This is a genomic window from Gilliamella sp. Nev3-1, assembly GCF_001690435.1.
GTDB classification, from domain to species: domain Bacteria; phylum Pseudomonadota; class Gammaproteobacteria; order Enterobacterales; family Orbaceae; genus Gilliamella; species Gilliamella apicola_C.
Genome location: NZ_LZHN01000040.1, coordinates 1 through 14,407, shown reverse-complemented (window position 1 = coordinate 14,407; position 14,407 = coordinate 1). Strand labels below are relative to the sequence as shown.

Annotated in this window: 17 protein-coding genes; 6 read left to right on the top strand and 11 right to left on the bottom strand. The window is 34.8% G+C overall.

Features of this window, described 5'->3' with window-relative positions; genetic code table 11:
* Positions 1-26: 26 nt before the first annotated feature.
* The 8 genes from tolR to sucC all read right to left on the bottom strand — a co-directional run bounded on the left by tolR (position 27) and on the right by sucC (position 6,733).
* Positions 27-446 (bottom strand): colicin uptake protein TolR, encoded by a 420-nt coding sequence (gene tolR, locus A9G40_RS06465; protein ID WP_065582378.1) that lies wholly within the window; start codon positions 444-446, stop codon positions 27-29.
* A gap of 2 nt (positions 447-448) precedes the next feature.
* Positions 449-1,129, bottom strand: coding sequence for a protein TolQ (tolQ, locus tag A9G40_RS06460; RefSeq protein WP_065582377.1), 681 nt, complete (start codon positions 1,127-1,129; stop codon positions 449-451).
* Complete coding sequence (ybgC, locus tag A9G40_RS06455; RefSeq protein WP_065567709.1) at positions 1,130-1,525, bottom strand: tol-pal system-associated acyl-CoA thioesterase; 396 nt, start codon at positions 1,523-1,525, stop codon at positions 1,130-1,132.
* Between the two features lie 192 nt (positions 1,526-1,717).
* On the bottom strand, positions 1,718-1,828 hold the full coding sequence (locus tag A9G40_RS14670) for a cytochrome bd oxidase small subunit, CydX/CbdX family (RefSeq protein ID WP_141671992.1): 111 nt from the start codon (positions 1,826-1,828) through the stop codon (positions 1,718-1,720).
* A 9-nt stretch (positions 1,829-1,837) separates the two neighbouring features.
* Positions 1,838-2,974 carry a cytochrome d ubiquinol oxidase subunit II gene (cydB, locus tag A9G40_RS06450; RefSeq protein ID WP_065582376.1) on the bottom strand — a complete coding sequence of 379 codons (1,137 nt, stop codon included), beginning with the start codon at positions 2,972-2,974 and terminating at the stop codon, positions 1,838-1,840.
* A gap of 19 nt (positions 2,975-2,993) precedes the next feature.
* Positions 2,994-4,565, bottom strand: coding sequence for a cytochrome ubiquinol oxidase subunit I (locus A9G40_RS06445; protein ID WP_065582375.1), 1,572 nt, complete (start codon positions 4,563-4,565; stop codon positions 2,994-2,996).
* Positions 4,566-4,663: 98 nt separating this feature from the next.
* Complete coding sequence (gene sucD / locus A9G40_RS06440) at positions 4,664-5,536, bottom strand: succinate--CoA ligase subunit alpha (protein ID WP_065582374.1); 873 nt, start codon at positions 5,534-5,536, stop codon at positions 4,664-4,666.
* Positions 5,537-5,563: 27 nt separating this feature from the next.
* Positions 5,564-6,733, bottom strand: coding sequence for an ADP-forming succinate--CoA ligase subunit beta (gene sucC, locus A9G40_RS06435; protein ID WP_065567705.1), 1,170 nt, complete (start codon positions 6,731-6,733; stop codon positions 5,564-5,566).
* Positions 6,734-6,911: 178 nt separating this feature from the next.
* Between sucC and fldA the strand changes: the two genes are divergently transcribed.
* The 5 genes from fldA to cls all read left to right on the top strand — a co-directional run bounded on the left by fldA (position 6,912) and on the right by cls (position 10,522).
* On the top strand, positions 6,912-7,424 hold the full coding sequence (gene fldA / locus A9G40_RS06430) for a flavodoxin FldA (protein WP_065582373.1): 513 nt from the start codon (positions 6,912-6,914) through the stop codon (positions 7,422-7,424).
* A 78-nt stretch (positions 7,425-7,502) separates the two neighbouring features.
* The gene (gene fur, locus A9G40_RS06425; protein ID WP_065567703.1) at positions 7,503-7,961 is read left to right on the top strand and encodes a ferric iron uptake transcriptional regulator; all 459 of its coding nucleotides are present in this window, start codon (positions 7,503-7,505) and stop codon (positions 7,959-7,961) included.
* A 67-nt stretch (positions 7,962-8,028) separates the two neighbouring features.
* Entirely contained in the window at positions 8,029-8,571 is a 543-nt protein-coding gene (locus tag A9G40_RS06420; protein ID WP_065567702.1) for an inner membrane-spanning protein YciB, read from the top strand.
* Positions 8,572-8,597: 26 nt separating this feature from the next.
* Positions 8,598-9,053, top strand: a complete 456-nt coding sequence (yciA, locus tag A9G40_RS06415; RefSeq protein ID WP_065567701.1) for an acyl-CoA thioester hydrolase YciA — start codon at positions 8,598-8,600, stop codon at positions 9,051-9,053.
* A gap of 5 nt (positions 9,054-9,058) precedes the next feature.
* Entirely contained in the window at positions 9,059-10,522 is a 1,464-nt protein-coding gene (gene cls, locus A9G40_RS06410) for a cardiolipin synthase (protein WP_065582372.1), read from the top strand.
* Positions 10,523-10,576: 54 nt separating this feature from the next.
* On the opposite strand, the gene cpdA is transcribed toward cls, so the two are convergent.
* Together cpdA and nudF are read right to left on the bottom strand one after the other, a co-directional pair.
* Entirely contained in the window at positions 10,577-11,407 is an 831-nt protein-coding gene (cpdA, locus tag A9G40_RS06405; RefSeq protein ID WP_065582371.1) for a 3',5'-cyclic-AMP phosphodiesterase, read from the bottom strand.
* 166 nt (positions 11,408-11,573) lie between these two features.
* Positions 11,574-12,203: an ADP-ribose diphosphatase gene (nudF, locus tag A9G40_RS06400; RefSeq protein WP_065567698.1), complete on the bottom strand. Its 630-nt coding sequence runs from the start codon at positions 12,201-12,203 to the stop codon at positions 11,574-11,576.
* Between the two features lie 138 nt (positions 12,204-12,341).
* Between nudF and tolC the strand changes: the two genes are divergently transcribed.
* Positions 12,342-13,688: an outer membrane channel protein TolC gene (gene tolC, locus A9G40_RS06395; RefSeq protein WP_065582370.1), complete on the top strand. Its 1,347-nt coding sequence runs from the start codon at positions 12,342-12,344 to the stop codon at positions 13,686-13,688.
* A gap of 40 nt (positions 13,689-13,728) precedes the next feature.
* Here tolC and A9G40_RS06390 read toward each other — a convergent pair.
* Positions 13,729-14,407: transposase (locus tag A9G40_RS06390; RefSeq protein ID WP_141675209.1), on the bottom strand; the 679-nt coding region annotated here is incomplete at its 5' end.

The following is a 14,407-nucleotide window of genomic DNA, read 5'->3' as shown; positions in this document are numbered from 1 at the left end:
TGACATTTTACTATATTATTTTTTATTTAAATCGGTTGAGTCATTAATCCTACAGATTTAACGCCTGCAGATTGTAATAAATTCAATGTTTTTATAATTTCTTCATAGGGAACATCTTTCGCACCACCAACTAAAAAAACAGCCTTTTCATTAAGCGACATCTGTTGTTTTACTTCTGCTATAATTTGTTCTTTTGGTAAATTAGTTTGACGATCTTGATCAATAATCATTGCATATATACCAACTCCAGAAACTTCAATAATGATTGGCTTATTTTCTGAAGGAGAAACCGTTTTTGATTCCGATGCTTCAGGAAGATCAACTTCAACACTTTGACTAATAATTGGGGCTGTAGCCATAAAAATAAGTACTAAAACTAATAACACATCCAATAAAGGGACTATATTAATTTCAGTTTTAGTTGAATAACGTGAGCGTCTACGCATAATTAATTCCTAACGGCAACTGCTTGACGTTGTAAAATTGCAGAAAATTCATCAATAAAATTGAGGTAACTTTGCTCAATTCGGCTTACACTCAATGATAAGCGATTATATGCAATTACCGCAGGAATGGCAGCAAATAAGCCAATTGCAGTTGCAATTAATGCTTCAGCAATCCCTGGGGCAACCATTTGCAGTGTCGCTTGTTTAACTGCACCTAAAGAAATAAACGCATGCATAATCCCCCAAACTGTACCAAATAAACCAATATATGGGCTAATAGAACCTACTGTGCCTAAAAAAGGAATATGTAATTCCAAGTTGTCAAGCTCACGATTCATTGCTAAACGCATAGAACGTGATGCACCATCTAATGCAGATTGAGCCATATTGGGATTAATTTGATATAATCGTGAAAACTCTTTAAAGCCTGAATAAAAGATATGCTCAGTGCCGCTGATCTCTTCTTTATTGAATTTTACTTTATCAAATAAAACATTTAAATCATCTGCAACCCAAAAGCTATTATCAAATTGCTCGATTTGTTTTTTAGCTTTACCTAAAATTTTAGTTCGTTGAAATATAATAGCCCATGACATAACAGAAAAAGTAAGTAATAACAACATAACACATTGTACTAAGAGGCCTGCTTGCAAAAACAGATCAATAATATTTAGATTTTCCACTTATATAAACTCCAAAACTAATAACTTGGGAAGCGCGCACGGCTTCATTTTAGTGATATCAACACAAGCAATAAGAACATCTGCTGTACTGATAACGCGTTTATTTTGATTAAAAATAGTCTGTTTAAAAATAATAGACGCCTTGCGAACTTGCTCAACTTGAGTACTAATAGTCAACATATCATCTAAATGGGCTGGAGCATGGTAGCTAATATCCATCTTTTTTACAACAAAAGCAATACTTTCTTGCAATAACGTCTGCTGGCTAATTCCTAATTGCCTTAGTATTTCGGTTCTAGCCCGTTCAAAAAAAGCTAGATATCTAGCATGATAAACTACGCCACCAGCATCAGTGTCTTCATAATAAACTCTTGCATTCCAATTAAATTGTTTCATATCTAAATAGCACTAACTGAATTTGACATTATTATAACTGAATATGAAATTCGCTGCACCATGATATAAAAAAACACAAATGAAAACAATTATCATTTATTGCTTATTTTCAACAACCCTATCAGAAAATTAAGAAAAGATGACTATGGCCACCTTTTTATTGTTGTTTAACTTATATTATTTACTGTTGGTTTATTTGTTGCTTGATTCTTTTTCACCACTATCTCGTTCAACCCATAAACCGACTATAGCTGATAACATACATGCAGCAATAAGTCCTATACACCATAAAACGTAATACATATTAGTTCCTTAATAAAGAGAATGTTTATTATTTTCGATATGATTTTTATCCAGTCTTCCAAACATTTTGATATATGACCAAATTGTATAAAAAAGAACAATAGGCAAAAATATAAGAACAACAATAAACATAATATTAAGAGTTAATTGACTTGATGATGCATCCCATATTGTCAAACTTGCATTTGGCATAATGCTTGAAGGCATAATGAATGGGAAAGTTGCAATACCATAGGTAAATAAAACACAAGCAATGGTTAATGCAGATGAAACAAACACTAACGCATTTTTATTTAGACTAGAAAAAAGAATGGTTAATAGTGGTAACACCACGCCTAAAGCAGGCACTATCCATAAAATAGGATAATTCATATAGTTAGCTAACCACGATGCATCAGTAGATACTGTTTTAGTCAATGGGGTAGATGCGGCATTATAATCAATGATACTAGTAACCTCATAACCATGAATACCAAATGCCACCCAAACACCTGCTAACGCAAATGCAATTAGCATAACTAAACTAGCGATTTGTGTAGCTTTTCTGGCTCTTAAATAGAGCTCACCCGACGTTTTCATTTGTAACCATGCTCCACCATGAGCAACAAATAACATTAAACTCACAACACCAGTCAATAGTGCAAAAGGATTAAGCAAACCGAAGAAGTTACCATCATAAAACACCCGATAAGAGTTATCAAACCTAAATGGAACACCTTCTAATAAATTGCCAAAAGCAACCCCAAAAACGAGGGCAGGTACAAAGCTACCTGCAAAAATGCCACCATCCCATAAATTACGCCATTTTGAGTTTTCTAGTTTACTACGATAATCAAAACCGATTGGTCTAAAAAATAGCGCGCAAAGCACTAAAATCATCGCAATATAAAAGCCAGAAAATGATGCAGCATAGGTCATAGGCCAGGCGGCAAATATTCCCGCCCCAGCAGTAATTAACCAAACTTGGTTGCCATCCCAATGAGGAGCAATTGCATTAATCATAATACGACGTTCCGTATCTGTTTTACCGATAAAAGGTAATAAAATACCCACGCCCATATCAAAACCATCTGTGACAACAAAACCGATTAAAACAACACTAATCAGCACCCACCAGATGACGCGTACAATTTCGTAATCAATCATTGTGTATACTCCCTATGCCCTATTTTGTTATCGGTTGTGTTTTTTCATAATGATAGTTGCCCGTTCCTAACGAACTTGGTCCTAAGCGAGTAAACTTAAACATTAAGAATAATTCAGCAACTAAGAACAATGTATAAAGCCCACAAATAAGTACCATAGTGAATAACACTTCACCCGCTGTTAATGATGAATTTGCCACTCCAGTCGGTAAAATATCTTGAATCGCCCAAGGTTGACGTCCATATTCTGCAACAAACCAACCTGATTCACAGGCCAACCAAGGAAACGGTAAAAATAGAACCAATAAACGATGTAACCAACGTTTTTCACCAATTTTATTTTTATAAGTTGTCCATAAAGCAAAACCTGTGCCAAGGATCATTAACCCGCCAAGACCAACCATGATTCTAAAAGCCCAAAATAGTGGCCACACAGTTGGAATTGAATCTTCTGTTGCCGCTTTAATATGTTCTTCTGTTGCTTCAGGTATAGTTAAATTATCACGATCAGTAAAACGTTTAACTAAATAACCATAACCTAAATCAGCTTTATTAGCTTCAAAAGCTTCAAGTACAGTAGGATCTTGATTACCTTGTTGGATTTTTTCTAAGTTACTGTAAGCTAAAATACCATTTCTAATTCGAGTTTCATTATTGGCTAAAATATCTTTTAAACCTTTTACTGGAGTGTCAAGCGAACGAGTAGCGATTATTCCCATTGCATAAGGAATTTCAATTGCAAATGAGTTCTCTTTATTTTTTTGAGATGGAAATGCAATAACGTTAAATGGTGCTGGGGCAGGGTGAGTTTCCCACTCAGCTTCAATTGCTGCTAATTTAACTGGTTGCACGGTTGTGAGTTCATGGCCTGCTTCATCGCCCATAATGGCAACTGCAATTGACATAATAAAACCAAACATAGCAGCCACAGCAAAAGAACGTTTTGCAAAAGCAACATCGCGTTTTTTTAGCAAATAATAAGAGCTAATACTTAAAACAAAAATTGCGCCTGTTAAATAGCCAGCAGTAACAGTATGAACAAATTTATATTGAGCAACAGTGTTAGTAATCAACTCAAAAAAGTTAGCCATTTCCATACGGGAATTGATAGGATTAAATTCAGACCCTACAGGGAATTGCATCCAGCCATTAGCAACTAAAATCCAAAGCGCTGATAAATTTGAACCAAACGCTACGCACCAAGTCACCATTAAATGTTTACCACGGCTTAATCTATCCCAACCAAAAAAGAATAAACCTACCATGGTTGATTCTAAGAAAAATGCCATTAAACCTTCAATGGCTAATGGCGCACCAAAAATATCACCCACATAATGTGAATAATAAGACCAGTTAGTACCAAATTGAAATTCCATGGTCAAGCCAGTTGCTACCCCAACGGCAAAATTGATACCAAACAGTTTACCCCAGAATTTTGTCATATCTTTCCAGATTTGCTTACCACTAACAACATACACTGTTTCCATAATTGCTAGCAAAAACGCCAAACCTAGCGTTAATGGTACAAAAATAAAATGATACATTGCCGTGAGTGCAAACTGGAGGCGTGAAAGTTCTACTATATCTAACATAAACGCTCCCTAATTCTTAAATGCTCACAAATTTCTATGTTATTGGCGGTTATTATACACCGATAATTACAGAATAAAAATTGATATACATCAAAAAACTATATCTTAGCTTGTTTTTTTACTGCATCACCAATATCGGTAAGGCTCTTTACGACTATAATGCCTGCTGATTGTAATGCTTTTGTTTTTTCTTCTGCTGTACCTTTATTTCCTGAAATAATTGCACCGGCATGCCCCATTCGTTTTCCTGAAGGAGCTGAAACACCAGCGATGTAAGCAATAACAGGTTTAGTTACGTGCTTTTTAACATATTCAGCTGCTTCTTCTTCTGCGCTACCGCCAATTTCACCGATCATAACAATAACTTCAGTTTTAGGATCTTGTTCAAGTAATGCTAAAATAGAAATAAAATCACTACCCGGGATAGGATCACCACCGATACCAACGCATACAGATTGACCTATACCAATATCTGTTGTTTGTTTGACTGCTTCATAAGTTAATGTACCAGAGCGAGAAACTATCCCTACCGAGCCTGCACGGTGAATATGTCCTGGCATAATACCTATTTTACACTCGTCAGGGACAATAATACCTGGGCAGTTTGGTCCTATCATTACTATATTGTTAAGTTGTAATTTTTCTTTAACAATCAACATATCTAAAGTTGGGATGCCTTCAGTAATACAAACAATTAATTTAATTCCTGCATCAATTGCCTCTAAAATAGAGTCTTTACCGAATGCTGCTGGCACATAAATAACACTTGCAGTTGCGCCGGTTGTTGCAACTGCTTCTTTTACAGTATTAAAAACAGGCAAACCTAAGTGAGTTGTACCACCTTTGCCTGGTGTCACACCACCAACTAACTTGGTACCATATGTAAGCGCTTGCTGTGAATGGAAAGTTCCTTGGCTACCCGTAAAGCCTTGGCAGATAACTTTGGTTTCTTTATTAACTAAAATTGACATGATAACTATTCTCCATACATCCTATTACTAGGCAACAGCAACAATTTTTTGAGCCGCATCTATTAAACTTTCTGCAGTAATAACATTTAATTTACTTTTAGATAAAATTTCTCGGGCAAGTTGTGCATTATTACCTTCCAGGCGTACGACAACAGGAACGGTAAGGCTTATTTCTTTTATTGCACTAATAATACCATCGGCAATTAAATCACAACGAACAATACCGCCAAAAATATTCACTAAAATCGCTTTTACGTTTTTGTCAGATAATATTAACTTAAATGCTTCAGCAACACGCTCTTTCGTCGTGCCACCACCAACATCTAAAAAGTTAGCTGGTTCACCGCCATGCAGTTTAATAATATCCATAGTTGCCATCGCAAGACCTGCACCATTAACCATACAGCCAATATTGCCACTTAATGATACATAACTAATGCCTTGTTTTGCTGCGATTGATTCACGCTCATCTTCTTGAGTTGTATCTCTTAAAATATTTAAGCTAGGATGCCTAAAAAGGGCATTATCATCTAAAACAATTTTTGCATCTAAACAAACTAATTCTTCTGAATTAGTAATCACTAAAGGGTTAACTTCGGCTAATGAAACATCATTCTCTAAAAATAATTTAGCGAAATTAACAAATAATTTTGTAAACTGATTAACTAATTTGCCTGTTAATCCTAATTTAAATGCAAGCTCACGGCCTTGGTAAGCACAAGGTCCCGTTAAAGGATCAAGCAAAGTTTTATAAATTAAGTGTGGTGATTTTTCGGCAACACTTTCTATATCAACACCACCTTCTGTTGAAGCCATAATCACTACACGCTTAGAACTACGATCAACCACTGCTCCCAAATAAAGCTCTTTATAAATATTAGATGCTTTTTCAATTAAAATCTTATTAACAGGCTGACCTTTACCAGTAGTTTGATAAGTAACAAGGTGTTGCCCAAACCATTTTTCAGCAAATTGCTTTATTTCATCATAGTTTTCAGTACAAATAACACCACCAGCTTTACCTCGCCCTCCTGCGTGAACCTGACATTTAGCGACTAAAGGGTTTGAGACTGTTTCTGACGATAATTCGGCTAATGTGTCTTGTATTTCATCAATCGAATTACAAACGTATCCTTGTGGTACGGGTAAATTATATTGCTTAAAAAGGTATTTAGATTGATATTCGTGCAGGTTCATAACGAAATTCCACAGCCTAAGTTAATATAAAAATGATGATAATTTTAATGCAAGATAAATAAATTGTATAGCAAATAATAACTTATGTTTGATGTGATTTAGAATCATTGCTGATAATAAATGACAATGATATACTTCTAAGAGAAATTTATATATCGTAAATAACAAAGGTACAAATATGAAACAAGTTGGTATTTTTTTTGGTAGTGACACCGGCAATACAGAAAATGTAGCAAAGCAAATCCAACTCATTTTAGGTAGTGATAAAGCTGAGGTTTTTGATATTGCAAAAGCCACTAAAGAAAACATTGAACAATATAATTACCTATTTTTTGGTATTCCAACTTGGTACTATGGTGAATCACAAGCTGACTGGGATGATTTTTTTCCTAATTTAGAAAAAATTGATTTTAATGGTAAAATAGTAGCTATTTTTGGTTGTGGCGATCAAGAAGATTACGCAGAGTATTTCTGTGATGCTATGGGAACACTTCGCGATATTATCGAACCTAAAGGCGCTAAAATTGTTGGAAACTGGTCTATTGAAGGGTACAGTTTTGAATCGTCAAAAAGCTTAGTTGATGATACACATTTCGTTGGTTTAGCTATTGACGAAGATCGCCAACCAGAATTAACAGAAGAGCGCATCAACAGTTGGGTAAATCAAGTCCGAGCTGAAATGAAAATTTAATCTATTAAAATGATTTCTTTTATTTACGTTATATAGTTCCTATAATGGAAAAATATTAACAAATTAATGGGAAGTAATATGACAAATCATGATAATGATAATAATGCGGCGCTCAAAAGTGCAGGTTTAAAAGTTACGTTACCAAGATTAAAGATTTTAGAATTATTACGGAATCCTTCATGCCAACATATCACCGTGGAAGATCTGTATAAGAAATTAATTGATATGGGAGAGGAAATCGGGCTTGCAACCGTTTATCGCGTTTTGAACCAATTTGATGATGCAGGAATAGTTACTCGTCATAATTTTGAGGGGGGCAAAGCAGTTTTCGAGTTGGCGACACAACAACATCATGATCATTTAATTTGCTTAGATTGTGGCGAAGTATTTGAATTTCGAGATGACATTATCAACACAAGGCAAAAAGAAATTGCTGAGCAATATGGTGTTGAACTAACTTTTCACAGTTTATATCTTTATGGGCATTGTCAATCGGGTAATTGTAAGGCACACCCTGAACTTCATCGCAAAAAATAAGCCTATTCCAATAGGCTTTTTATTCATTTAAAATATGATAACTTACCTTGTGCTAGGCTAATAATCAATGAAACAACTTTTAAACTTCGTTCCACTTGCGTTCTTTTTTGTTTTTCTTTCTATGTATGATGTCTTTGTCGGTGTTCAAGCATTGATGATCACTGCAACAATCTGCTTTCTTCTAATCCTTGCCTTATATAGGAAAATAGATAAAGTAGAGTTGATATCTTATTTAATGGTTATGGTTTTTGGTGGATTTACACTTTATATGCGTGATCCTAATATAATTAAATGGAAAGTCACGATTATTAACTTTTTATTTGCCGCAGCCTTGTTAGTTAGTCAATTTATTTTCAAAAAAAATCTGTTGCAAAAAATGCTTGGCAAAGAAATCCAGCTAGATATAACTATTTGGAATAAATTAAATTTATTATGGGTTGTCTTTTTTATACTATGTGGCACAACAAGTTTAGTAGCAACCTATTACACTACAGATGATTTCTTTTGGATATTTAAAGTATTTATTTTGCCGAGCGCATCGTTACTGTTATCGTTGATATCAGGTATTTATATCTATAAAAATATGAATAATGATTTAGAGAACAAATAATAAATAATAAAAAAGGGTATTTTAGCATGACACAAGATACAAATCCTAAAGGTCAACTAGTGCTTAGAACGCTTGCAATGCCAGCAGACACCAATCCTCATGGGCACATTTTTGGTGGTTGGATCATGTCTCAGATGGATCTTGCAGGCGGTATTTTATCAAAAGAGATCGCAAGAAACCGAGTAGTAACGGTTAATGCTAGTAGTATTACATTTTATAAACCAGCCATGGTGGGCGATGTGGTTTGTTGTTATGCACATTGCATTAAAACTGGAAAAACATCTATCACAATAGGTATTGAAGTTTGGGTTAAAAAAGTCATTGATACATCTGATACAACACAACGATTTTGCATAACAGATGCCGTATTTACTTATGTTTCAGTGGACAAACATAATAATCCCAAACCATTACCAGAGGTATTCCAGCATTATGATTCAACTAAGGATCCGATAACTAAATTAAACCTAAATAATAACTAATAAGTATGCAATTTACCTCATTTCATGCTTTAGTCAGTTCTTTGATCTTCCTCGTTTATTGGTTGATCATTGTTTCAACGACGTTACGTATTGTCTTTAAACGAAGACCAACAACTTACGTTATTGCATGGATGTTAGTTATTTATATCTTACCACTTGTGGGTGTGATCTTATATTTTGCGCTAGGCGAAGCTCACTTAGGGCAACAACGGGTTAAACGAGCTCAAAAAATGCGCCCAACTATTTCCAAGTTTATTCACCGAATAAGTGACTTTTCTGATATCTTCACTGGAAACGTAAGCCAAGTTAGCAAATCCATTTTCCAACTTTGTAAGCACCAGACGGGTCTTGATGGTATTAATGGTAATCACATTGAATTGTTGAGTGAAACCAATGTCATTTTTGACCGTTTAATTGATGATATAAACCAAGCGACATCAAATATTGAAATGGTATTTTATATCTGGAATGAGGGGGGGCGAGCTGATGATGTTGAGCAGGCGCTCATTCAAGCAAGTAAACGAGGCGTAATTTGCCGATTAATGGTTGATTCTGCTGGTAGCCGGCATTTTATCCAAACAAACGCTAGTAAAAGAATGCGCGATGCTGGCATTATCATTGTCGAAGCTTTACAAGTAAACTTGCTTCGCTTTATGTTTAGACGGTTAGATTTACGCCAACACCGAAAAGTCGCTATTATTGATAACTATATATCTTATACTGGAAGCATGAATATAGTTGATCCGCGTTTTTTTAAACAAAATAAACATGTTGGCGAATGGGTTGATATTATGATAAGAATGAGTGGGCCGGTTACAACACTTATGGGAGCCATATATGCTTGTGATTGGGAACTAGAAACAGGTAAACATTTAGCATTACCACAAATTACTGATTTTGCCGAGCCACCAGAAGATAAAAAACACATTATGCAATTGATCCCATCTGGCCCAGGTTATACAGAAAATATGATCCATCAAGTGCTATTAACAGCAATTTATTCAGCACAAGAGCAAATTATTTTTACTACACCTTATTTAGTACCAAGTGATGATATTTTACATGCTGTATGCACCGCAGCACAGCGAGGGGTCGAAGTGATTATCATCATTCCCAAAAATAATGATTCATTAATGGTCAAATGGGCAAGTCGAGCCTTTTTTTCTGAATTATTAAACGGCGGGGTAAAACTCTATCAATTCAATGATAACTTATTACATACTAAAAGTGTTTTAATTGACAACCAGCTCAGCCTTGTTGGTACTGTTAATTTAGATATGCGTAGCTTATGGCTTAATTTTGAAATTACCACTGTAATTGATGATGCAGAGTTTGCTAATTCACTAGCCGATCTTTTACAAAAATATTTATCTAATTCAGATCAAATAAAGGCCGAAAAATGGAACCAACGGCCTATATGGCAACGTGTAACTGAGAGATTGTTTTACTTTTTTGCCCCTTTACTATAACTATTGGGCTAGTGTTAAGCCTACATCTATTATTGCTAGAAATATTGCTACTGACTAATAACCATTTTGAGAGATATCAGGTAAAAAGCGGTTATTCTTTAATCTATAAACCTCACTATCAATGGTTCCATTGGTATTAAGCGTAATTTCTCGCCAACCAGGTGCATCATCACTTGATAATTGAAAATCATAACATTCCGGTTTAAATTGGAAACAAGTTGAAGGCGTTGAGAATGCCTTACATTTATGCCAAACATAATCTTGTTTCTGATGAATATGTCCCCAACCTAGTCCTCTTACATTTGGATGTTTTTGGATAACTTTTTCTAATTGCTCATAATTTTTTAAAATATGATGATCTAACCAATGGCAACCTGAATAAATGGGATGATGGTGTAAAAAAATTAACGCATATCTATGAGAATGTTCAGTTAAGGTGTTGTGTAAAAATTCGAGCTCAGATTCGTGTAAAAAGCCATAAGCCTGACCAACAACTTGACTATTTAATAGAATTGTCAGCCAGTTATCACCCAACAGTACGATTTTATTATCAGCAAGTTGATAGTTTGCAAACACTTCTTGCATATGTGCATAATTATCATGATTGCCAGCCAACCATACGCATGGAGTGTTAAATTTATTTATTTGTTCAGCAAAACGAGCATAAGCTTTTTTAGAGTCATCTTGCACAAAATCACCTGTTGCCACAATTAAATCATATTGCCTATTGCCTTTCTTTATGTCATCGATAACAGCTAAAAAACTTGCATTAGAATTAATACCAAGCAACGAGCCACTATCTTCTGCAAAAAGATGGGTATCAGTTATATGTAATATTTTGCCGTAATTTTTATTACGGGTCTGAAGCTCTAAAAATGACCCCAAAATTTACCTCAATTATTTATTAATCTATAATTATGGTTAATAATGTCAGCAATAAAATAGGTATTGTGATTGAAAGCAAAATACCTTTATAAATCATATTGTTATGTTAAATTGTAAAATAAATCACACGTCTATGAAAGGAATAATTAAACATAATTATAAAAAGTTACTTCCACTCATTTTGTAATAGCTGATGATTAAGCTCCAACCATTGAAGGGCAATAATTGATGCTGCATTGTTAATTATTCCATCTTCAATCCACTGATAAGCTTGAGAACGGCTTACGACATGGACTTTAATATCTTCACTCTCTTCGGCAAGGCCATGAATCCCCTTAGCTGTTGATGAGTCAACTTCACCAGCCAATATATGCAATTGTTCAGTTAAACCGCCGGGTGAGGCTAAATAACTAATAATAGGTTTACATCGACCTATAGTGATTCCCGCCTCTTCCATTGCCTCACGCCTTGCTACATCTTCTAAGGATTCATTCTCGTGATCCATCATACCAGCTATTAGCTCTAACATCCAAGGGCTGTCTTGAGTTTCAATAGCAGCAATCCTAACTTGTTCTATTAGTACCACCTTATCACGCTTTGCATCATAAGCTAAAAGCACAACCGCATTTCCACGTTCTAAAATTTCACGAGTGACAACCTCGCTCATTGAGCCGTCAAACTTGCGATATTGAAAACGGTATTCAAATAAAGAAAAAAAACCTTTATACAAAATTCGTTTAGTTAAATTAACGATATCATTTTTGTTAAAATTTACCGGATTATGTTTAATTTTCATATAAATTCTCGATTGTAAACTGAATTTGAATAAAAAGTGCGAATAGCATACAAACAATGCTTACTATATGCTAATTATCTGTTAAAATTACGCTATTAGAGATGATACTATATTTTAATGATTTCAAAGAGAAGATTAATGAAAAAAACCTTAACTTTTTTAATTGGATTATTGCTAAGCCAATCTGCTTTCGCTGAAAATTTAATACAAGTTTATGAACAAGCTAAAGAAACCAACCCAGATCTACGCAGCTCATTAGCGGAAAAAAATAAAGCATATGCAGCCATTTCTGGTTCTCGGGCAAGTTTGTTGCCACAAATAGGTTTGAGTGCTTCTTATGGTGTAACGCATGGTCGGCGAGATACAAGTGGCGTAAAATCTAAAAGCGGAAATTTATATCAAGTAGCTGTATCGCAAAGCATTTTTAATTTTTCAAATTGGAAAGGCTTAGATATTACTAAAAAGCAAGCAAGCGTTGCTGATATCGCTTATCAATATCAAGGGCAAACACTAATATTAAATACTTCTGTTGCCTACTTTAATGTTTTAAAAACACTTGATGCATTGAGCTTTATTGATGCACAAAAAAAAGCAATTGGGCGTCAGTTAGAACAAACTCGCCAACAACACCAAGTCGGTTTAGTTGCAATTACTGATGTACAAAATGCTCAAGCAAACTATGATCTAACCGTTGCGCAACAAGTTAATGCTTTAAATGATCTAAACAATGCAATAGAAGATTTACGCCAAGTGAGCGGTCGTTTTTATTCTAGTTTAGCAAGCGTTAACACTAATACCTTTAGAACAGAAAATCCAACGCAAATCAGCACATTGTTAAAACAATCTGAAACGTCTAATCTTAATTTACTAACAATGAAATTAAATCAAGATATTGCGCGTGAACAGATCAAACTTTCTCAATCAGGTCATTTACCTACAGCAAATTTAGATGCATCAACAAATCTTAACAAAACTGACCGATATGGTAATAATGTAGCAGTGGGTGGACATGGCAATAAGTCTTACTCAGGAAATAATTATGTTGGTGTTAGTGTTAATCTACCTATTTTTTCTGGTGGCGCAACAATGTCTAAGGTCGAACAAGCACAACAAAATTACGTCAGCTTTAGCGAAAAATTAGAAAGTACCAATAGAAACGTGATTAATCAAGTACGTTCATCATACAATAATATTTCATCATCAATTAGTGCAATCAAAGCTTATCAACAAGCTGTCGTTTCTGCACAAAGTTCATTAGAAGCAACTAATTCTGGCTATCAAGTTGGAACACGAACAATTGTTGATGTATTAAATGCGACAACACAGCTATATAGTGCAAAACGAAACCTATCTGATGCAAAATATAATTATTTAACTAGCTTGCTACAATTAAAATATGCTGTAGGAACCTTAACATCTAATGATCTAGTTTATTTAAACAATATGCTAGGTAAAGAAGTTAGTACGCTAGTAAAAATAAAATAATGCTTCTCCCCCTACTAAAAATAAAAGCAATTAAATTGCTTCAGATTGATGACAAACCTCGATATAATTCGGGGTTTATTTTTTTATTTAAACCATAAATAGGATTTTTAATTTGGATTTTATTAAATAAATTAAAAAATAGCTTAAAAAAACGTAACAAAAATAGCTTTATCGCTATTTTCTTGATATTTTGAGCCGTTGCGGCCAATAAACACTGCATTTGAACCTGCGCTCTTCCTCTAAATCGTGCATAGCGATGTCCGTGATGTCGTTTAGCATCAGCAAAGCTGCGCTCTATCGTTTCTTTTCGCCGAGCATAGACTTTTTTACCCCACTGACTTAAACGAATCTCGTTGGCTTTCTCTTTATCTGCTTCCCAGATATGCCGTGTGATGACTTTCTGTGTATTTTTACTCTGTGTACACTGTGACAATAACGGACAGATTTTGCAGGTTGTTGCATCAGAATGATAATGACGATAACCTTCCCTGCTGGTAGTTTTATATATTAATGTTTGCCCGTTTGGGCAAGTATAAGTATCGTTTTGACTGTTATAGATAAACTGCTTTTTTCTGATGGGATTCGCACCATGGGTGGGGCGGCGATAACCCAACACCGGATATATCTGCTCTGCCAGCAGTAAATGGCAAATGGGAGCCGTAAAATAACCCGCATCAAGACCGACACCAACCGGATTAAAGCCAAACCGCTCTAGCTGG